The following is a 19098-nucleotide window of genomic DNA, read 5'->3' as shown; positions in this document are numbered from 1 at the left end:
CAACTTTGCCGGGCGTCAGGGCAATTGCAAGGGCGCGCGAGTGCGTTGCGAGCGGGGCTGCAACCTGTATGGGACAGCAATCCTTCCTATGAGGTTTTGCGGATGCGTTCGATATTGTGTTCCCTTGCCGCTCTCATCGTCGCCACCCCCGCGCTGGCGCAGACCGCGCCGCAGATTTCGGTGGAGACGCTGAAGTCGGTCACCAAGGAATTGTCGTCGGATGCCTATGAAGGGCGTGCGCCGACAACGGCCGGCGAAAAGAAGACCATCGACTATCTGGTGAAGCGCTTCCAGGCGGCGGGGCTGAAGCCCGGCAACAAGGGCCAGTGGACTCAGGACGTGCCGATGGTGGAGATCACGGCCGGCAACGTTTCTGCCTTCACGGCAACGGGCGGCAAGGCGCCGGTCACGTTCAACTATCGAACGGATATCGTCGCCGGAACGTATCGGGTCGTGCCGAAAATCGAGTTGAAGAACAGCGACCTGGTCTTCGTAGGCTATGGCATCAATGCGCCCGAGAAGGGCTGGAACGACTATGCCGGCCTGGACGTGAAGGGAAAGACGGTCGTCATCCTCGTCAACGATCCGGACTGGCAGACCAAGGAAGCAGGCGCGCAGGCCGGTTTGTTCGAGGGCCGCGCGATGACCTATTACGGTCGTTGGACCTACAAGTTCGAGGAAGCCGCCCGCCAGGGGGCGGCTGGCGCGATCATCGTCCACGATACGGAGCCGGCAGCCTACGGCTGGTCCGTGGTTCAGTCGTCATGGACGGGCGCACAATATGAACTGGACGTCCCGAACAACCATATGGACCAGAGCGAAATGGTTGGCTGGATCCAGCTGGCCAAGGCGAAGGAACTGTTCGCCGCCGCTGGCAAGGATTTCGACCAGCTGTCCGCCGCGGCCAAGCAGAAGGGGTTCCGCGCCGTGCCGCTCGGCCTGAAGCTGTCGGGCAGCTTCTCGAACGAAATCAAGCGCAGCATGTCGAAGAATGTTGTCGGCATGCTGCCGGGCACGACCGCTCCTGACGAGGTGGTGCTGTACTCGGCCCACTGGGACCATCTGGGCCGATGCGACCCAGTCGATGGGGACGACATCTGCAACGGTGCGTCCGATAATGCGAGCGGCACGGCGGCGCTGGTCGCCATGGCCGAGGCCTATCGCGCGGGCGGTCCGACGCGGCGGTCGGTCGCCTTTGTCGCCGTGACCGCGGAGGAAAGCGGCCTGCTGGGTTCGCAATATTATGCCGCCAATCCGGCCTTCCCGCTGGGCAAGACGGTGGGCGGCGTCAACATGGACGGGCTGAACACCCTGGGCGCGACCCGCGATTTCGAGATCGCAGGGGCCGGCAAGTCCGAGCTGGAGGATATGGTGAAGCCGCTGCTGGCGGCGCAGGGCCGGACCGTGTCGGCCGAAGCCACGCCGGAAAAGGGACATTATTACCGTTCCGATCATTTCAGCTTCGCGAAGCTGGGCGTGCCGATGCTTTCGGGTGGCAGCGGCCTTGACCTGGTGAACGGCGGAACGGCAGCCGGGGAGCGTGCCTCCGCGGATTATCTGAAGAACCGTTATCACGGCCCGAAGGATGAATATGATCCGAACTGGAATTGGGACGGCGCGGTGCAGGATCTGACCATCTATTACCAGCTGGGACGGCAGCTGGCCGACGGCAACGCCTGGCCCAACTGGTACCCGTCCGCCGAGTTCAAGGCGATCCGCGACAAGTCTCGGCAGGAGGCGAAGTGAGCCGCGCACCCAAGCCCGAATGGGCGCCCCATACGGCCGTCTGGATCGGTTTCCCGAGCCATCCGGATCTCTGGTTGGAGGACCTCGAACAGGCGCGCAGCGAGGTTGTCGCTTTTGCCGCCGCCGTTCACGCGGAGGGCAAGGGCGAGCAGGTATTGCTTGTCGCCGCGGACGAGGAGGCGGCAGCCCAGGCACGGCGGATGGCGCCGTTCGCCGAGGTGGTCGTCGAACTGTTCGGCGATATCTGGCTGCGCGATACCGCTCCGATCATCGGGCATGACGACCTGGCGCACGACTTCATGTTCAACGGCTGGGGCGGCAAATACGACCTGCCCGGCGACGATGACATCGGCCAGCGGCTGGCCGAGGAGCGGGGCCAGCAGGTGCAAAGCCACGGCTGGGTGCTGGAGGGTGGCGCCATCGACGGAGACGGCACCGGCTTGGTGGTGACCACGGAGCAGTGCCTGCTCAACCTGAACCGCAATCCCGACCTGTCACGCGCCGACATCGAGGCGCGGCTGGCGGCCGACCTCGGCTTCGACCGGGTGCTGTGGCTTGGTGATGGGCTGCTCAACGACCATACCGACGGCCATGTCGACAACCTCGCCCGCTTCGTCGGCGAGGGGCGTCTGGCACTGCCGGTGGGCGAGGAGAATGATCCCAACTGGCACGTCTATCAGCAGGCGATCGAGCGCGCGCGCGCGTTCGGGGTCGATGTCGTGACGGTGCCATCGCCGGGTCGCGTCCTGCGCGATGGTGAGATCGTGCCGGCCAGCTACATGAACTTCTACATCGGCAACGCCGCCGTCGTGGTGCCGATCTACGGCTCCGAACAAGACGAGGCGGCTGTGCAGGCGATCCAGGCGATCTTCCCGGACCGGAAGGTCGTGGGGCTACGCGCCGACGCCATCCTGACAGGTGGTGGCAGCTTCCACTGCATTTCCCAGCAGATCCCTACCTGACGCCGCTCGCCTTCCGGCCACCCCAGCCTTGCCGGGGTGGCCGGAAGCGACCGGATCAGCCGAACACGCGTGCGAAGATCGTGTCGACGTGCTTGTAATGATAGCCGAGGTCGAATTCGGCATCGATCGCTTCAGGCGATAGTGCGGCGGTTACGTCCGCGTCAGCCCTCAGCAACTCGTTGAGCGACAAGGCGCCGTCGGACTCCCAGACCTTCATCGCATTGCGCTGAACCAGCCGATAGGCATCCTCACGGCTGACACCGGCCTGGGTCAGGGCCAGCAGCACGCGCTGCGAATGGATCAGGCCGCCCATGCGATCCATGTTCTTCTGCATGCGCTCGGGATAGACGAGCAGCTTGTCGATCACGCCGGTCAGGCGAGCCAGCGCGAAATCGAGCGTGATGGTCGCGTCGGGAGCGATGTAGCGTTCTACGGACGAGTGGCTGATGTCGCGTTCATGCCAGAGCGCCACATTTTCCAGAGCGGGCGTCACATAGCCGCGGACCATGCGGGCGAGACCGGTGAGATTCTCCGTCAGCACCGGATTGCGCTTGTGCGGCATCGCCGACGAGCCCTTCTGCCCCGGCGAGAAATATTCCTCCGCTTCCAGCACTTCGGTGCGCTGCAGGTGGCGGACCTCCACGGCCAGTCGCTCGATCGAGCTCGCCACCACACCCAGGGTGGCGAAGAACATGGCGTGGCGATCGCGGGGGATGACCTGCGTCGACACCGGCTCCACCGCCAGGCCCAGCTTGGCCGCAACATGCTCCTCAACGCGCGGATCGACATTGGCGAAGGTGCCGACGGCACCGGAAATGGCGCAGGTGGCGACTTCCGCCCGGGCAGCGACGAGCCGGGCGCGGCAGCGGCTGAACTCAGCATAAGCCTCGGCAAGCTTGAGGCCGAAGGTCACCGGCTCGGCATGGATGCCGTGGCTGCGGCCGATCGTCGGGGTCAGCTTATGCTCCTCGGCGCGGCGGCGAAGCACGGCCAGCAGCGCGTCGAGATCGGCGATCAGGATATCGGATGCGCGGGCGAGCTGCACGGCGAGGCAGGTGTCGAGCACGTCCGAGCTCGTCATCCCCTGGTGCATGAAGCGGGCCTGATCGCCGACCTGTTCGGCCACCCAGGTGAGGAATGCGATCACATCATGCTTCGTGACCGCCTCGATCGCGTCGATCGCGTCGACATCGATGGCCGGGTTGGTGCGCCACCATGCCCAAAGCGCCTCGGCGGCTTCCTTGGGCACGACGCCCAGGTTTGCCAGAGCCTCGGTGGCGTGCGCCTCGATCTCGAACCAGATCTTGAAGCGGGATTCTGGCGTCCAGATTGCCGTCATCTCTGGTCGGGAATAGCGCGGAACCATGTGAACATCCTTGGTCGTGCGGTGACAACGGCTCGCCGTGAGTCGTCGAGGGAAAAGGTTGCGCGCGGGTAGCAGGCATGCGTCAAGGCTTCAAATCCGACGCCCGGAACCCGATATGGCAATTGTCGGTTGATACGGCAAAGAATTTGCGCTGCCGCGATGACATTCGTAATGCGAAACGCGGGCAGAACTAAGAGTTTTGTAAGGAGAGTTATGATGTTGAAGCAGCTATTCCTGGCCAGTGCCATGGTTGTTGCTGTTCCAGCGCTTGCGCAGGATGGTGCCACGACGAAGCCGACGGCGCCGTCGTCAGCGCCGGGCGCTGCGAGCGTGCCGCAAGAACCCGCATCTGCTGATCCGGCGCAGGCCGCTGCGACAACAGCGAATGCCCAGGCGGCCGCGACGACGACGGATCAGGTGTCCACGATCGTCAACGCTGAATTCGCATCATATGATAAGGACGGCAACGGCACGCTGGAGAAGGTGGAGTTCGCCGCATGGATGGACGCGCTGAAGGCCAAGGCGCCGGCCGGCGGCGACAAGCCTGGTGATACCAAGTGGAATGACGCCGCCTTCGCGCAGGCCGACAAGGATAAGTCGACCTCGCTCACCCGCGAGGAACTTACCGGCTTCCTTGGCGCTTCGGTGAAATCTGGCGCGGATTGATCCGGTTTGACGTGTCTCAACAGGGCTGCCGGGTCGCTCCGGCAGCCCTTTTTCGTAGGAAACAGTTCGGGGATTGTTTACGGGCGAGCCCTAGAGTGTCGACATGACCCCGGTTTTTCTTACGATCGATACAGAGATCGCCTGGCGTCACCATGCGGCGGGGCTTGGTCCTGACGTCGTGGAAGCGCGATCCATCGAGCCGGCAGGCGTGGGGCTTCGCTGGCAACTCAATCGTCTTGGCTGTCACGGACTGAAGGCGACGTTCTTCGTGGATCCAATGCCGGCACGGATCTACGGCCTCGATCCTTTCAAGCGGATCATCGATGCGATCCTAACAGCCGGGCAGGAGGTGCAGCTTCACCTACACCCTAATTGGACAAAGGCGAGGCTGGGCGATCGGAGCGTTCATGCAGGCTTCGAACTCAGCGATTATCCCGCGGATGCACAGCGAGAATTGTTGAGCGAGGCGGCAAGCCTGTTGATGGCGGCTGGTGCGCCCCGGCCCATTGCGTTCCGCAGCGGCAGCTATTCGGCGAACGACGATACGCTCAGGGCACTGGCATCGCTCGGAATCGTTTATGACAGCAGCCACAATGGCGCCCATCATCCCTGGCCCAGTGCAATCGGCCTGGCCGCCACCCAGATCGCGCCCGTCAGGCACAGGGGCGTCGTGGAAGTGCCCGTTACCACGATCGAGGACACGGCAGGTGTGTGGCGCAACTTCCAGATTTGCGCCCTTTCTGTCGAAGAAATGACGGCCGCCATCGACCACGCCATTGCCGATCGACATGCCGCACTCACCATCGTCAGCCATAGTTTCGAGCTTGCCGATCGCAGCGGGATGACGGCGAACGGGGTGCACGTGCGTCGCTTCGAAGCCTTGTGCCAGTTGCTTTCGGAGCGCGAGGCGAGCGCCCCCACCACCCATTTCATCGACCGGCCAAGCCTGGCCCTGGATGCGCGCGACAAGCCGCTGCCGGCAAGTCGCTGGCGGCGGGGCCGGCGACAGGTGGAGCAGGCGTGGTCCAATCTGATAAGCGAGCGTAGCGCATGAGCAACGCCGCCCTGCGGCTGCAGATCGGCGCCCGCACCATTGCCACCATTCCAAGGCGCCTGACCCGGGTTGGCATGTCCCTGGACGCGGCGCTGGCGGGGCAACTGCCCGCTTTTCCGCCGCTGACAGATGCCGACGACGGTTATCTGCTCACGTCGCTGCCCGCGGCGTTATCACCCGACTGGCCAGGGCTACTGTTCGAGAAGCAGCGATACACACGCTATTATGTGGACCTTGCCATTGGCCAATCCGCGTGGCGGGCAGGTCTGTCCGGGCAGACGCGGTCGACGCTGAAGCGCAAGGCGAAGAAGCTAGCAGCGGCCAGTGGCGGTGGCTTGGACGTGCGCCGGTTTCGCACTGCCGCCGAACTGCAAGTCTTTCATCCGATCGCGCGGGCACTGGCGGAGAAGACCTATCAGGAACGCCTGATGGGCGCAGGACTCCCCGGTGACGATGCCTGGGTTCAGCGGATGGTGACGCTCGCGCAAGCGGATCAAGTGCGGGCATGGTTGCTGTTCGTGAACGATACACCGGCAGCCTATCTGTGGTGCAGCGCCGATCGAGAGACGCTTCGCTACGATTACGTCGGTCATGACGAGGCTTTCGCGGCGCTTTCGCCAGGAAGCGTGCTGATGGAAGCCGCACTGGTCGACCTGTTCAGTGACCGGTTCGCTCGCTTCGACTTCACCGAGGGGGAAGGGCAGCACAAGCGGCTGATGGCCAATGCAGGTATTGCCTGCCGGGATCTGTTGCTGCTGCGGCCGACGCTGGCGAACAAGGCAGCCATGGCGCTGGTGAGCGGCTTCGACACGGCGATCCAGGTCGCGAAGCGGGCAGCGGCGCTGCCGGGGCTGGAGCAAATGGCAAAGCGGGTGCGGCGGGCCTGAGCGGGCACCCTTTATGCCGGCCATGAAGATTTCGACAAGCGCGGGGCGACGGCGCTAGACCGCAGGAATGCAGCTCACGGCACCAGCGATCATCCTGTCGGTGCGTCCGCATGGCGAGCATGGCGCGATCGTTCGTGCCCTGACGCCAAGAGACGGCGTGCAGGCCGGTTATGTGCGTGGCGGCCGGTCGCGCGGGCTGCGGCCGGTATTGCAGCCGGCCAATGCCGTCCTTGGCGAGTGGCGCGCGAGAACGGCCGAACAACTGCCCGCGCTGACCGTGGAATTGGTGCACAGCCGCGCATCGCTGCATGGCGAGCCGCTGCCGGCAGCAGCGCTGGAGTGGCTGACGACGTTGACGGCCGCCGCGTTGCCTGAGGCGCAGCCTTATCCGCAGCTGTACGATGCGCTGGCAGCGATGCTGGACGCCGTCGAGGCGGCGCCGGCCGCGAGGGGCTGGGCAGGGGCAATGGCTCGTTACGAGCTTCTGGTGCTGGCGCAGCTTGGCTTTGGTCTGGATCTGGAGCGCTGCGTGGCGACGGGGTCGGCCGAGGACGTGGCGTTCATCAGCCCCAAGAGCGGCGGGGCAGTGAGTCGGGCGGCTGCTGTGGGCTATGAGGACCGTCTCCTGCCCTTGCCCGACTTTTTACGCGCGGGGGGCGAGCCTGACTGGTCCGATGTGTTCGACGCTTTGGCAATCACAGGCCGCTTTCTCTCGAGAAACGTCCTCACGGATCGCCGCGTCGACGCGCTGTCCGCGCGCACCCGGCTGATGGACCGACTGAAGAGAGCAGTTGCGTGACCAGCGCCGGGCCGGCAAGGCTCGCCGTCGACGCTGTCGAATAGGTCTGCGCAGCCCGCGTGGCACTATCGGCGGCGATGTCGACAAGCTCAGCCCAAAACGGTGATCATGGCGCAATCTCACCTCATCGCGATCCTGCCGGGAGACGGCATCGGCCCGGAAGTTACCGCTCAGGCACGGCGCGTGCTGGAGGCGCTCGACCTTGCGGTCGCGTTCGAGGAAGCGCCAGTCGGAGGGGCGGCTTACCATCAGACCGGCAATCCGCTCCCGACGTCGACACTTGACCTGGCGCAGCGCGCGGACGCGATCCTCTTCGGATCGGTGGGGGATCCCGCCTGCGACAATCTGGACCGGCACCTGCGACCGGAACAGGCCATTCTCGGCCTGCGCAAGGAGCTTACCCTGTTCGCCAACCTGCGCCCGGCAAAGCTGTTCGCAGGGCTGGAGGATGCGTCCGCGCTTCGCCCGGAGGTGGCGCGAACCATCGACCTGCTGATCGTGCGCGAGCTGAACGGCGACGTTTACTTCGGCGAGAAGGGGATGCGAACGACGGAGGCTGGCCTGCGTCAAGGGTATGACCTGATGAGCTATGACGAAGGGGAGGTGCGGCGCATCGCCGTCGCCGGCTTCGAGGCGGCTCAGCGGCGGCGGGGCAAGCTGTGCTCGGTCGACAAGGCGAACGTGCTTGAGACTTCGCAATTGTGGCGCGACGTGGTGATCGAGGTTTCGCGGCAATATCCGGATGTGGCGCTGAGCCATATGTACGTCGACAATGCCGCCATGCAGCTGGTGCGTGACCCCGGCCAGTTCGATGTGATCGTAACCGGCAACCTGTTCGGCGATATCCTGTCCGATCAGGCATCCATGTGCGTCGGCTCCATCGGCTTGCTGCCGTCCGCCTCACTCGATGAAGCCGGCAAGGGGCTGTACGAGCCGATCCACGGGTCGGCGCCCGATATTGCGGGGCAGGGCAAGGCCAATCCGTGTGCAGCGATCCTTTCCGCCGCCCTGATGCTTCGTCATTCGCTTGGCCAACCGGACGCGGCTGACCGGATCGAACAGGCGGTGGCACGCGCCTTGGCCAGCGGCAACCGAACGGCGGACCTCGGCGGCGACTGCTCGACCCAAGCAATGGGAGACGCAGTTCTGGCCGCGCTGTGAGCGATCCGCTCGAGCTGGCGATCGTCATCCCGACGTTCAACGAGCGGGCCAATGTGCCGTTGCTCGTGGCCAGGCTGGAGCAGGCGCTGGCGGGCACGAGATGGGAAGCCATTTTCGTCGACGATGACAGCCCGGATGGCACGGCCGATGCTGCTCGCGAAATCGCGCGGCGGGACCCACGCGTCCGGGTGATCCAGCGCATCGGGCGGCGCGGATTGGCAACGGCCTGTATCGAAGGCATGTGCGCCACGGCGGCGCCGTTGGTGGCCGTGATCGATGGCGATCTTCAGCATGATGAAGCGATCCTGCCGCGCATGCTGCAGGCGATGCGCGAAGACGACGCGCTGGACATCGTGATCGGCTCCCGCTTCGTGGATGGTGGCGGCACCGGCGAGTGGGACAGGGATCGCGTGGCAAAATCCGCCCTTGCGACCCGGCTGTCCCAACGCGTGCTTAACGTGGGCCTGACAGACCCGATGAGCGGCTTTTTCATGATCCGCACGCAAGCTGTCCGGACGGTGGCGCCCTGCCTTTCAGGGATCGGATTCAAGATCCTGCTCGACATCATGGCGGCGTCCGATCGCCCGTTGCGGTTCCTTGAGCTGCCGTACGTATTCCGGTGCCGGGAGCAGGGAGAGTCGAAGCTCGATCACGTGGTGGCGCTGGAATATCTGATCGCGATCTACGATCGGAAGTTCGGCCGAGTGGTGCCGGTGCGCTTCGCGATGTTTTCGGCCATCGGCGTGATCGGCGTGCTGATCCACATGAGCGTGCTGACGCTGTTGCACCTTGGAATAGGGGCCGCCTTTCTGGTCGGGCAGATCGTCGGAACGGTGGCGGCGATGACGTTCAACTTCTTCCTGAACAACGCGCTGACATATCGCGACCGGCGCTTGCGGGGATGGCGCCAAATGCTCGACGGGTGGGTATCGTTCTGCCTAGTATGTTCCGTGGGGGCGATCGCCAATGTCGGGGTGGCAGCCTTCCTTTATGACTTCCGCTACGGTGCATGGGCTGGCTCTGCACTTGCTGGCGTGCTGGTGGGCGCCGTCTGGAACTACGCGCTTTCATCGCGCTTCACCTGGGGACGGTACTGAGGCGGCTCATATCCAACTGTCGAACCACATCCACTGCCGGAATGCGCCAGCATCGGGCAGGGCGTGGGCAGAGAGGATCGGGAAGAAGTAAATGGCGAGGCAGAGCGCCACGCCGAGCAATGCCAGATCCGCGCCCCGCAGCCGCATGCGCCAGTGATCGAGCAGCAGCACGATTGGCAGAACGATGAAGATGCTGGACGGGAAGTAATAATAATAGAAGCCGAGCGATTTGGGGATCACGGCCCAGATGCCGAGACTTGCCGTCCAAAGCGCCGCGGCGGCAAAGAAGCGCGGCGAGCCGTGGCGCACCCATCCGATCCAGCAGCCGAGCACCGCCGCGAGGCCGCCCCACATGATCGCCGGATTGCCAAGCAGCAGGATTCCGCGCTGCGCCCCATCGACCGGTTCGTAGAGATACCAGATCGGTCTGATCAGCAACGGCCAGCTCCACCAGTCTGACTGGTAAGCGTGGGGAGGAAGAACCTGGGTCTGTTTTTCGAACATCTCCAGCTGAAAGGGGATCAAGCGCGCGGGCGTCAGCGGTTCGACGGCGTAGAAGAAGGCGGGCGCGAAGGTGAGGAGATAGGCCGTCACCGAGACGGTGCCAAGCACGGCGACTGCCGGCCAGACCGATAAGCCCGGAAATCGCCGTGGATCCTGGCGTTTCAGGATGACCAGCGCCGCCGCAGCGAAGGCAACATAGGGTGCCGCCAGCCATTTGCAGCCGACTGCCAGTCCGAGCAGGATTGAGGCCGCCACCCATCGCCACCATCCGCCCGCTCGAACGGTCCAGGCGATCATCGCTATCGCCCCGGCCAGGAAGGCGAGCATGAAGCCATCCAGCATTGCGATGCGCGATTGAACATAGAGGGTGAAGTTCAGCAGTGTCAGTGCGGCGGCCACGAGAGCGGGGCGCGGGCGCCCGGTGATTTGCCAGGTGGTGGCGAACATTGCGACCACGGTCGCGCTGCCGGCGAGCGTGGACATGAAGCGCCATCCAACCGGCGTGTCGCCGAACAGCAGCATGCCCAGCGCAGTCAATGATTTGCCCAGCAGCGGATGTTCGATGTTGGCCGGGCCGGACAGGACGATCAGCGAGCGGGCCGCCGGGACATAGTGGATCTCGTCAAAGACCAGCTGGTGCGGGACCGCGAGGCGGATCAGGAACACCGCCTCGGCCAGCGCGAACAGGAGGATGGCGAGCGGCAGCGGACGGCGCAGCATGGGCCGTGTGCTTAGCGGGGCAGCCGACCATGCGATAGGCGCAGGATCCAAGGCGCTCTTCACGCGGACTGTTGCATCCAAGTGTCGCGCGAATGTTGAGAAAGTTGAGACGGCGGCGACGTATCGCTCAGCATTCGGTTCGCTCCGGAAAACTAGAGCGCTTTTGCCACGACGCACGGGCTGTAGGACAGCCGCGAGCGGCCGTATCGCCAGGCGTTCGCGTTTTCTGCACGGCGTGGGGCCCCTTAGAGTCAGCTCCCGCGACGTACGCCGGGGGAGGATAACCTTGAAAGCCAAGCAGTATTGGCCGAAAGCGGCGTCATGAAACGTCGTACCGGACAAGATCGCGCGATCACCGACAGCTGGCGCCCCGCTACCCGTGCGATCCGCGGCGGAACCGTGCGCACGGAGTTCGGAGAGACATCCGAGGCGATCTTCGTCACCTCCGGCTATACCTACGATTGCGCCGGTGACGCCGCGGCGCGGTTCGCCGGCGAGCAGGAGGGAATGACCTATTCCCGGCTGCAGAACCCGACGGTGGAGATGCTGGAACATCGCATCGCCATTCTGGAAGGGGCGGAGGCGTGTCGCACCATGGCGAGCGGCATGGCGGCGATGACGGCCGTGCTGCTGAGCCAGTTGCAGGCTGGCGACCATGTTGTTGCCGGGCGCGCTGCCTTCGGATCGTGCCGCTGGCTGGTCGACAACCTACTGCCCAAGTTCGGCATCGCGACGACCGTGGTGGACGCACGCGATCCGCAGGCGTTCGAGGATGCGGTTCGCCCTGAAACGAAGGTGTTCTTCTTCGAAACGCCGGCGAACCCGACGATGGACGTTGTGGACCTGAGGGCGGTGTGCAGCATTGCGCGCGAGCGCGGGATCACCAGTGTGGTCGACAATGCCTTTGCCACCCCGGCACTGCAGCGCCCGCTGGAGTTCGGCGCGGATGTGACCGCCTATTCCGCCACGAAGATGATGGACGGACAGGGCCGTGTACTGGCCGGTGCGGTTTGCGGAACCAAGGATTTCATCGAGAACACCCTGCTGCCGTTCACGCGCAACACCGGACCGACGCTGTCGCCGTTCAATGCGTGGGTGGTGCTGAAGGGGTTGGAAACGCTGGACCTGAGGATCCGGCGCCAGTCCGAGAACGCCGTGAAGGTCGCGACCTTCCTTGAAGGCCGGGTTCCGACGGTGTTGTACCCCGGCCTGCCCAGCCATCCGCAGCATAATCTGGCGATGAGCCAGATGGAGGCGGCAGGCCCGATCTTCGCCGTCCTGCTGGATGGGGGACGTCAACAGGCACACGGGCTGCTCGATGCTCTGGAACTGATCGACATTTCGAACAACATCGGCGATTCTCGATCCCTGATGACTCATCCCGCCTCCACGACCCACAATTCTGTCACGCCGGAAAAGCGTGAGGAAATGGGCGTGACCGAAGGCATGTTGCGCCTGAACGTCGGGCTGGAGGATCCGCAGGATCTGATCGAGGATCTTGACCGCGCATTACGCAAGGTCGGCTTGTGAAGGCTTTTTTCCCCTCGTCAGAAACGACGCGGGGAGTCACCGTGCGTGTTTCGGTGAGCTATTTGCCCGAACAATCGGAACCCGCGCGCGGACGTTGGTTCTGGGCGTATCACATCCGGATCGAGAATGACGGGCCGCAGGCCGTACAGCTGCTGACTCGGCACTGGATCATCACCGACGGGCGCGGCGCGCGCCATTCGGTGGAAGGCGAAGGGGTGGTCGGCGAGCAGCCGCTGATCGCGCCGGGCGCCAGTTATGATTATGTATCCGGCTGCCCATTAGCGACGCCGTTGGGATCGATGCAGGGCAGCTATCGCATGGTCGATGCCGCTGGCATGACCTTTGATGTCGCGATCCCGAAGTTCGCGCTGGTCGCTCCGGCCGTGACCGGGGGAGAGCGCGGCTGAGCACGGTCGCTTGCGGGCGACGCCATAGCGCGGCATGGCATGCGACCATGGTGAACAGCCGCCCCACTATCCCCGATGGATCGTTCCGCCTTATGGCAGGTGCCAGGTGAAGCGTACGCATCTTCCGCTGAACGGGCTGCGCGTGCTGGACGCGGCCGCCCGCCATCTGTCCTTCACCCGCGCTGCCGACGAACTGGCGGTGACGCCGGCTGCCGTCGGCCAGCAGGTGCGGGCGCTGGAGGATACCCTTGGCGTTGTCCTGTTTCGCCGCACCACCAAGGGTTTGGAGCTGACGCCAGAAGGGGAGGCCGGCCTTTCCGCGCTCCGCAATGGTTTTCTCCAGTTCGAGGAAGCGGTGCGCGCGATGCAGGCGGGGCAATCGTCCAAGTCGCTGACCATTGCGGCGCCCCGCGATCTTACGGAAAAGTGGCTCTTGCCGCGGCTGGCAACCATTGCGCAGCGCGACAGCGACCTGCGCTTCGTGCTGGTCACGGCCGATGCGCCGCCGGATTTCACCGAAGCCAATCTGGACCTCGCCATCACCTGGGGCGAAGGTCCGGGAGCGCATGAGGGCGAAGCGATCGAAAGCGAAGGTATGGTAACGGTGGAGCGCCCCGGCGGCGGCGCACCGGCGCTGATCGCATGGCCGGGGGATGGCATGGACGATGCGGCCGCGCTGGTCCGCGTGGGTGACGCTGGCCTGGCGCTCGATGCCGCGGCGCGCGGGCTTGGCCGCGCGACCGTGCCCGAACTGCTGGCCGCCAATGACATCGCGGCCGGAAACGTGGTGATGGTGGGCGAGCCGCGTCCGTCTCGCCTCGGCTTCTGGCTGGTCGCGCCGCTGCCGCAATGGCGCCAGCAAAAGGTGCAGTCGCTGGTCGAGGCGCTGGCAGGTTGAGGCGCGCATGAGGGCGGAACCCTTCGAAAGCGAGCGGCTGACGATGCGGGCGCCCACGACGGACGACGCACCGGCCCTGTTTGAAGCCTATCGCGATCCGCGAGTGATGCGTTTCTGGTCCAGCCCGCCGCACGGATCGGTCGCGGAAACTGTCGCCTATGTGACCCCGCACGCTGGCGACCAGTGGCGGCAGTGGGTGATCGTGGAGAAGGCAAGCGGCCGCGCGATCGGCACGCTGGCCGCAGGCGAACGGCGCCGCGGCGTGATGGAAGTCGGCTATCTCCTTTCCGCCGCAGCCTCCGGCCGCGGCTATGCGCGCGAAGCCGTGAGTGCGCTTATTGGCTTGCTGTTCGCGCAGGGCGCGCGCCGCGTGTTTGCCGATACCGACCCGGATAATGCCCGGTCGATCGCGCTGTTGGTGGATCTCGGCTTTCAACGCGAGGGCTTGCTGCGCGCGGAATGGGAGACGCACATCGGCGTGCGCGACAGCGTAATCTGGGGCTTGCTGCGCGACGAATGGCGAGGGAAGCCAGCGCGTTGAGCGTTCACACGCCTGCGGGGGTTCTGGGGCGATGTTTCCGACAACCGTCAGTTAGCGGCACTGGAACACACCTCCGGGAGGGCGGGCCTTACCCAATTCGAGCGACGGCAGGCGGCCTCTCGCGACAAGCGCCGTAATTGCATCCGCCATCCTGCCGCATCTGCCCTGCCGCTAATGCCTTTCCTTAGAGCGCCAAGTGCGCTTGTGCCGGGCTGGCGCTCACGTCGCGCGACCGGCTTCAGGAAGGCTCCCGCCGAGAGTGTTGCCGAACCCAGGCGTTCGTTCAGTAGCCGCGTGACGTCGCTCCGACCGCACTGCCGGCTCTGTGCCGTCGTGTGCAGCGAGTCGCGCCTGCCCGCGTCAGGCATCTGATTGAACCGGCTAGCGGCAGAGCCGGCAGCCTGATCTCGCGACAGAAACAAAAAGCCCCGCCGGATCGCTCCGGCGGGGCTGATTGCATCAGGCTTATCCTGGCGACGATCAGTCGTTCAGATACTCGCCAGCCGCCTCGTCGCTGCCGTCGCCCGACGGGACGACCGTAGCGAGCGGGTCGCTGCCGGTGCCGGCGTCGTCACGCACGGTGCGGGCATTCTCCGCCGCGCGCAGTTCCTCCGCGCTGTTGGGCGCGATGAGCATCTCGGACAGCTTGCGCTGCTGCACCCGAAGCGCGGCGTCGCGCGAGGAAGCGGCCACGCGCAGGCGGTTCATGCCGGCGCCCGTGCCTGCCGGGATGAGCCGGCCGACGATGACGTTTTCCTTCAGGCCCATCAGCGTGTCCTGCTTCCCCTGGACCGCCGCCTCGGTGAGGACGCGGGTGGTCTCCTGGAACGACGCGGCCGAGATGAACGACCGGGTCTGCAGCGACGCCTTGGTGATGCCGAGCAGGATTGGCTTGCCCTGGGCGGGCGCCTCGTTCTTGCCGAGCTTCGCGTTGACCTCGTCCATCTCCGCACGGTCCACCTGCTCGCCGGGGAGCAGGGTGGTGTCGCCGGCTTCGGTGATCTCGACCTTCTGCAGCATCTGACGAACGATCGTCTCGATGTGCTTGTCGTTGATCTTCACGCCCTGCAGTCGATAGACTTCCTGGATTTCCGACACGAGATATTCCGCGAGCGGCTCGATGCCGAGCACCTCGAGAATGTCGTGCGGATCCGGGCTGCCGCCGATCAGGTTGTCGCCACGCTTGACGTAGTCGCCTTCCTGAACGTCGATCACCTTCGACTTCGGGATGAGGTATTCCACCACCTCGCCGCCGTCCTCGGGCTGGATGCCGATCTTGCGCTTCGCCTTATAGTCCTTGCCGAACACCACGCGGCCCGAGACCTTCGCGATGATCGCATTTTCCTTCGGCTTGCGCGCTTCGAACAGCTCGGCAACGCGCGGCAGACCGCCGGTGATGTCGCGGGTCTTGGCGGACTCGCGAGCGACACGGGCAACCACGTCGCCGGCATAGACGACCGAGTTGTCGTCGACCGACAGCACCGCACCCGGCGCCAGCATGTAGCGGGCAGACTCACCCGAACCCTCGTCGAGCAGGGTGATGCGCGGACGCAGATCCTCCTTGGAACGGCCAGCTGCACGATATTCGATCACGACGCGCTGGGCGATGCCCGTTGCCTCGTCGACCTGCTCGGTCAGCGTCTTGCCCTCGATGAGGTCCTGATACTTCACCGTGCCGCCGGTCTCCGTGATCACCGGCATGGTGAACGGATCCCATTCGGCGATGCGATCGCCGGCGCTGATGATGTGCCCATCGTCGCACAGCACGTTCGCGCCGTACGGGATCTTGTGCACCGCCAGCTCGCGGCCATCCATGTCGACGATCGCGACTTCGCCCGAGCGGCTGAGCACCACGCGGCGACCACGCTGGTCGACGATGATGCGCAGGTCGCGATACTCGATCGTGCCGTCGACGGGCGCTTCGAGGTTCGACTGCTCGTTGAGCTGCGCCGCGCCGCCGATGTGGAAGGTACGCATCGTCAGCTGCGTGCCCGGCTCACCGATCGACTGCGCCGCAATGACGCCGACGGCCTCGCCGATGTTCACGGGCGTACCGCGGGCGAGATCACGCCCGTAGCACTTGCCGCAGACGCCGATCTTGCTTTCGCAGACCAGCGGCGAGCGGATCTTGACGGCCTGGATGCCAGTCGCCTCGATCTTCGCCACCATCGGCTCGTCGAGCAGGGTGCCGACCGGGATCACGATCTCGCCGGTCTTCGCCTCGACGATGTCCTCCGCCGTCGTACGGCCAAGGATACGCTCGCCGAGCGACGCGATGACCGAGCCGCCCTGAACGATCGCCTTCATCTCCAGCGCGCGCTCGGTGCCGCAATCGTCCTCGACGATGACGCAATCCTGCGACACGTCGACGAGACGGCGGGTGAGATACCCCGAGTTCGCCGTCTTCAACGCCGTATCCGCGAGGCCCTTACGAGCGCCGTGGGTGGAGTTGAAGTATTCAAGGACGGTCAGGCCTTCCTTGAAGTTCGAGATGATCGGCGTTTCGATGATCTCGCCCGACGGCTTGGCCATCAGGCCGCGCATGCCGGCAAGCTGCTTGATCTGCGCCTGCGAACCACGCGCACCGGAGTGAGCCATCATGTAGATCGAGTTGATCGGCTTCTCACGGCCGGTCTCCTCGTCGATGCGAACGGCCTTGATCTCGTTCATCATCGAGTTCGCCACCTGATCACCACAACGGCTCCAGGCGTCGATCACCTTGTTGTACTTCTCCTGCTGCGTGATCAGGCCGTCCTGATACTGCTGCTCGAAGTCCTTCACCTGCTCACGCGTCTCATCGACCAGCTTGGTCTTGTCCGGCGCGATGATCATGTCGTCCTTGCCGAACGAGATGCCGGCGCGGAACGCGTGACGGAAGCCGAGTGCCATGATGGCGTCGGCGAACAGCACCGTCTCCTTCTGGCCGGTGTGACGATACACCTCGTCGATGACGTCGGTGACGTCCTTCTTGGTCAGCAGGCGGTTGACGGTCTCGAACGGTACCTTGTGGCTCTTCGGCAGGCACTCGCCGAGCAGCATGCGGCCCGGCGTCGTCTCGTAGCGCTTCAGATACTGGTTGCCGTCCTCGTCGGTCTGCGGAACGCGGCTGATGATCTTGGTGTGCAGCGTCACCGCGCCGTTGAACAGCGCCTGGTGCACTTCCTCCATGTCGGCCAGCAGCATGCCTTCGCCCGGCTCGTTCTGCTTCTCCATCGAGAGGTAGTAGAGACCGAGCACCATGTCCTGCGACGGCACGATGATCGGCTTGCCGTTCGCCGGCGACAGGATGTTGTTGGTCGACATCATCAGGACGCGCGCTTCCAGCTGGGCCTCGAGGCTCAGCGGGACGTGCACGGCCATCTGGTCACCGTCGAAGTCGGCGTTGAAGGCCGAGCAGACCAGCGGGTGAAGCTGGATCGCCTTGCCCTCGATCAGCACCGGCTCGAACGCCTGGATGCCGAGGCGGTGAAGCGTCGGCGCGCGGTTCAGCAGCACCGGGTGCTCGCGGATCACCTCGTCCAGGATATCCCAGACTTCCTTGCGCTCCTTCTCGACCCACTTCTTCGCCTGCTTCAGCGTCATGCTGAGGCCCTTGGCGTCGAGACGGGCGTAGATGAACGGCTTGAACAGCTCGAGCGCCATCTTCTTGGGCAGGCCGCACTGGTGCAGCTTGAGCTCCGGCCCGGTCACGATGACCGAACGGCCCGAATAGTCGACGCGCTTGCCGAGCAGGTTCTGACGGAAGCGGCCCTGCTTGCCCTTGAGCATGTCGGACAGCGACTTCAGCGGACGCTTGTTGGCGCCCGTGATCGTGCGGCCGCGGCGGCCGTTGTCGAACAGCGCGTCGACGGCTTCCTGCAGCATGCGCTTTTCGTTGCGGACGATGATGTCCGGCGCACGCAGCTCCATCAGGCGCTTCAGGCGGTTGTTACGGTTGATCACGCGGCGGTACAGATCGTTCAGGTCCGACGTCGCGAAGCGGCCACCGTCGAGCGGCACCAGCGGGCGCAGTTCGGGCGGGATGACCGGCACGACCTCGAGGATCATCCACTCTGGGCGGTTGCCCGATTCGAGGAAGCTCTCGACGACCTTCAGGCGCTTGATGATCTTCTTGGGCTTCAGCTCCGACTTGGTCGTCGCCAGCTCTTCGAGGAGCTGCTGCTTCTCGCCCTCGAGATCGAGGCTTTCGAGCATGATGCGCACGGCCTCGGCGCCGATGCCGGCGGAGAAGGCGTCCTCGCCATATTCGTCCTGCGCCTCGAGGAGCTCGTCCTCGGTGAGGAGCTGATACTTCTCCAGCGGGGTGAGGCCCGGCTCGATCACGATATACGCTTCGAAGTACAGCACGCGCTCGAGCTGCTTCAGCTGCATGTCGAGCAGCAGGCCGATGCGTGACGGCAGCGACTTCAGGAACCAGATGTGCGCGACCGGGGCGGCGAGCTCGATGTGGCCCATGCGCTCGCGGCGGACCTTCGAAACGGTGACCTCGACGCCGCACTTCTCGCAGACGATGCCCTTGTACTTCATGCGCTTGTACTTGCCGCACAGGCATTCATAGTCCTTGATCGGACCGAAGATGCGCGCGCAGAACAGGCCGTCACGCTCGGGCTTGAACGTGCGATAGTTGATCGTTTCCGGCTTCTTGATCTCGCCGAACGACCAGGAGCGGATGCGGTCCGGAGACGCGATGCCGATCTGGATCTGGTCGAAGGTCTCCGGCTTGGCGACCGGGTTCGCGAAATTGGTAAGTTCGTTCATTT

General features: G+C 64.7%; 15 protein-coding genes. 12 read left to right on the top strand and 3 right to left on the bottom strand.

Annotated elements, in window-relative coordinates; genetic code table 11:
• Nucleotides 1-102 precede the first annotated feature (102 nt).
• Entirely contained in the window at nt 103-1746 is a 1644-nt protein-coding gene (locus LK535_RS09720; RefSeq protein ID WP_227771711.1) for a M28 family metallopeptidase, read from the top strand.
• Nucleotides 1743-2708 (top strand): agmatine deiminase family protein, encoded by a 966-nt coding sequence (locus tag LK535_RS09715; protein ID WP_227771710.1) that lies wholly within the window; start codon nt 1743-1745, stop codon nt 2706-2708. Before LK535_RS09720 ends, LK535_RS09715 begins: the two co-directional genes overlap by 4 nt.
• Before the next feature lie 55 nt (nt 2709-2763).
• Here LK535_RS09715 and purB read toward each other — a convergent pair whose 3' ends face one another.
• A complete protein-coding gene (gene purB / locus LK535_RS09710) occupies nt 2764-4074 on the bottom strand; it encodes an adenylosuccinate lyase (protein WP_227771709.1) in 1311 nt (436 codons plus the stop codon).
• A gap of 216 nt (nt 4075-4290) precedes the next feature.
• Here purB and LK535_RS09705 point away from each other — a divergent pair, with 216 nt between their 5' ends.
• The 6 genes from LK535_RS09705 (at nt 4291) to LK535_RS09680 (ending at nt 9738) form a co-directional block, all read left to right on the top strand.
• On the top strand, nt 4291-4740 hold the full coding sequence (locus LK535_RS09705) for an EF-hand domain-containing protein (RefSeq protein WP_227771708.1): 450 nt from the start codon (nt 4291-4293) through the stop codon (nt 4738-4740).
• Between the two features lie 103 nt (nt 4741-4843).
• On the top strand, nt 4844-5794 hold the full coding sequence (locus LK535_RS09700) for a polysaccharide deacetylase (protein WP_227771707.1): 951 nt from the start codon (nt 4844-4846) through the stop codon (nt 5792-5794).
• Nucleotides 5791-6681: a GNAT family N-acetyltransferase gene (locus tag LK535_RS09695; protein WP_227771706.1), complete on the top strand. Its 891-nt coding sequence runs from the start codon at nt 5791-5793 to the stop codon at nt 6679-6681. Before LK535_RS09700 ends, LK535_RS09695 begins: the two co-directional genes overlap by 4 nt.
• Nucleotides 6682-6748: 67 nt before the next feature.
• Nucleotides 6749-7480 carry a DNA repair protein RecO gene (gene recO, locus LK535_RS09690; RefSeq protein WP_227771705.1) on the top strand — a complete coding sequence of 244 codons (732 nt, stop codon included), beginning with the start codon at nt 6749-6751 and terminating at the stop codon, nt 7478-7480.
• 108 nt (nt 7481-7588) lie between these two features.
• On the top strand, nt 7589-8641 hold the full coding sequence (gene leuB, locus LK535_RS09685) for a 3-isopropylmalate dehydrogenase (protein WP_227771704.1): 1053 nt from the start codon (nt 7589-7591) through the stop codon (nt 8639-8641).
• Nucleotides 8638-9738 carry a glycosyltransferase family 2 protein gene (locus LK535_RS09680; protein ID WP_227771703.1) on the top strand — a complete coding sequence of 367 codons (1101 nt, stop codon included), beginning with the start codon at nt 8638-8640 and terminating at the stop codon, nt 9736-9738. Before leuB ends, LK535_RS09680 begins: the two co-directional genes overlap by 4 nt.
• A 6-nt stretch (nt 9739-9744) precedes the next feature.
• Here LK535_RS09680 and LK535_RS09675 read toward each other — a convergent pair whose 3' ends face one another.
• Nucleotides 9745-10962 carry a phospholipid carrier-dependent glycosyltransferase gene (locus LK535_RS09675; RefSeq protein ID WP_227771702.1) on the bottom strand — a complete coding sequence of 406 codons (1218 nt, stop codon included), beginning with the start codon at nt 10960-10962 and terminating at the stop codon, nt 9745-9747.
• A 321-nt stretch (nt 10963-11283) separates the two neighbouring features.
• On the opposite strand from LK535_RS09675, the gene LK535_RS09670 reads away from it, so the two are divergent.
• The 4 genes from LK535_RS09670 to LK535_RS09655 all read left to right on the top strand — a co-directional run bounded on the left by LK535_RS09670 (nt 11284) and on the right by LK535_RS09655 (nt 14338).
• Nucleotides 11284-12492, top strand: a complete 1209-nt coding sequence (locus LK535_RS09670; RefSeq protein WP_227771701.1) for a trans-sulfuration enzyme family protein — start codon at nt 11284-11286, stop codon at nt 12490-12492.
• Nucleotides 12489-12899 (top strand): Co2+/Mg2+ efflux protein ApaG, encoded by a 411-nt coding sequence (gene apaG / locus LK535_RS09665; RefSeq protein WP_227771700.1) that lies wholly within the window; start codon nt 12489-12491, stop codon nt 12897-12899. Before LK535_RS09670 ends, apaG begins: the two co-directional genes overlap by 4 nt.
• 106 nt (nt 12900-13005) lie before the next feature.
• A complete protein-coding gene (locus tag LK535_RS09660) occupies nt 13006-13797 on the top strand; it encodes a LysR family transcriptional regulator (protein WP_227771699.1) in 792 nt (263 codons plus the stop codon).
• 7 nt (nt 13798-13804) lie between these two features.
• Nucleotides 13805-14338, top strand: a complete 534-nt coding sequence (locus LK535_RS09655; protein WP_227771698.1) for a GNAT family N-acetyltransferase — start codon at nt 13805-13807, stop codon at nt 14336-14338.
• Between the two features lie 480 nt (nt 14339-14818).
• On the opposite strand, the gene rpoC is transcribed toward LK535_RS09655, so the two are convergent.
• Nucleotides 14819-19096: a DNA-directed RNA polymerase subunit beta' gene (gene rpoC / locus LK535_RS09650; protein ID WP_227771697.1), complete on the bottom strand. Its 4278-nt coding sequence runs from the start codon at nt 19094-19096 to the stop codon at nt 14819-14821.
• Between the last annotated feature and the right edge of the window lie 2 nt (nt 19097-19098).

Origin of the sequence: Sphingomonas sp. IC4-52 (assembly GCF_020707225.1) — a bacterium.
Lineage (GTDB): Bacteria > Pseudomonadota > Alphaproteobacteria > Sphingomonadales > Sphingomonadaceae > Sphingomonas.
Note: the sequence above shows the minus strand (reverse complement) of the source record. Positions and strands in the feature narration are given on the sequence as shown.

Bases quoted from the DNA above. Each gene is read 5' to 3' on its own strand.
- LK535_RS09700 (WP_227771707.1), top strand. From the start codon at position 4,844: ATGACCCCGGTTTTTCTTACGATCGATACAGAGATCGCCTGGCGTCAC.
- LK535_RS09675 (WP_227771702.1), bottom strand. From the start codon at position 10,962: ATGCTGCGCCGTCCGCTGCCGCTCGCCATCCTCCTGTTCGCGCTGGCC.
- LK535_RS09670 (WP_227771701.1), top strand. From the start codon at position 11,284: ATGAAACGTCGTACCGGACAAGATCGCGCGATCACCGACAGCTGGCGC.
- LK535_RS09695 (WP_227771706.1), top strand. From the start codon at position 5,791: ATGAGCAACGCCGCCCTGCGGCTGCAGATCGGCGCCCGCACCATTGCC.
- purB (WP_227771709.1), bottom strand. From the start codon at position 4,074: ATGGTTCCGCGCTATTCCCGACCAGAGATGACGGCAATCTGGACGCCA.
- LK535_RS09705 (WP_227771708.1), top strand. From the start codon at position 4,291: ATGTTGAAGCAGCTATTCCTGGCCAGTGCCATGGTTGTTGCTGTTCCA.
- recO (WP_227771705.1), top strand. From the start codon at position 6,749: ATGCAGCTCACGGCACCAGCGATCATCCTGTCGGTGCGTCCGCATGGC.
- LK535_RS09720 (WP_227771711.1), top strand. From the start codon at position 103: ATGCGTTCGATATTGTGTTCCCTTGCCGCTCTCATCGTCGCCACCCCC.
- leuB (WP_227771704.1), top strand. From the start codon at position 7,589: ATGGCGCAATCTCACCTCATCGCGATCCTGCCGGGAGACGGCATCGGC.
- rpoC (WP_227771697.1), bottom strand. From the start codon at position 19,096: ATGAACGAACTTACCAATTTCGCGAACCCGGTCGCCAAGCCGGAGACC.
- LK535_RS09655 (WP_227771698.1), top strand. From the start codon at position 13,805: ATGAGGGCGGAACCCTTCGAAAGCGAGCGGCTGACGATGCGGGCGCCC.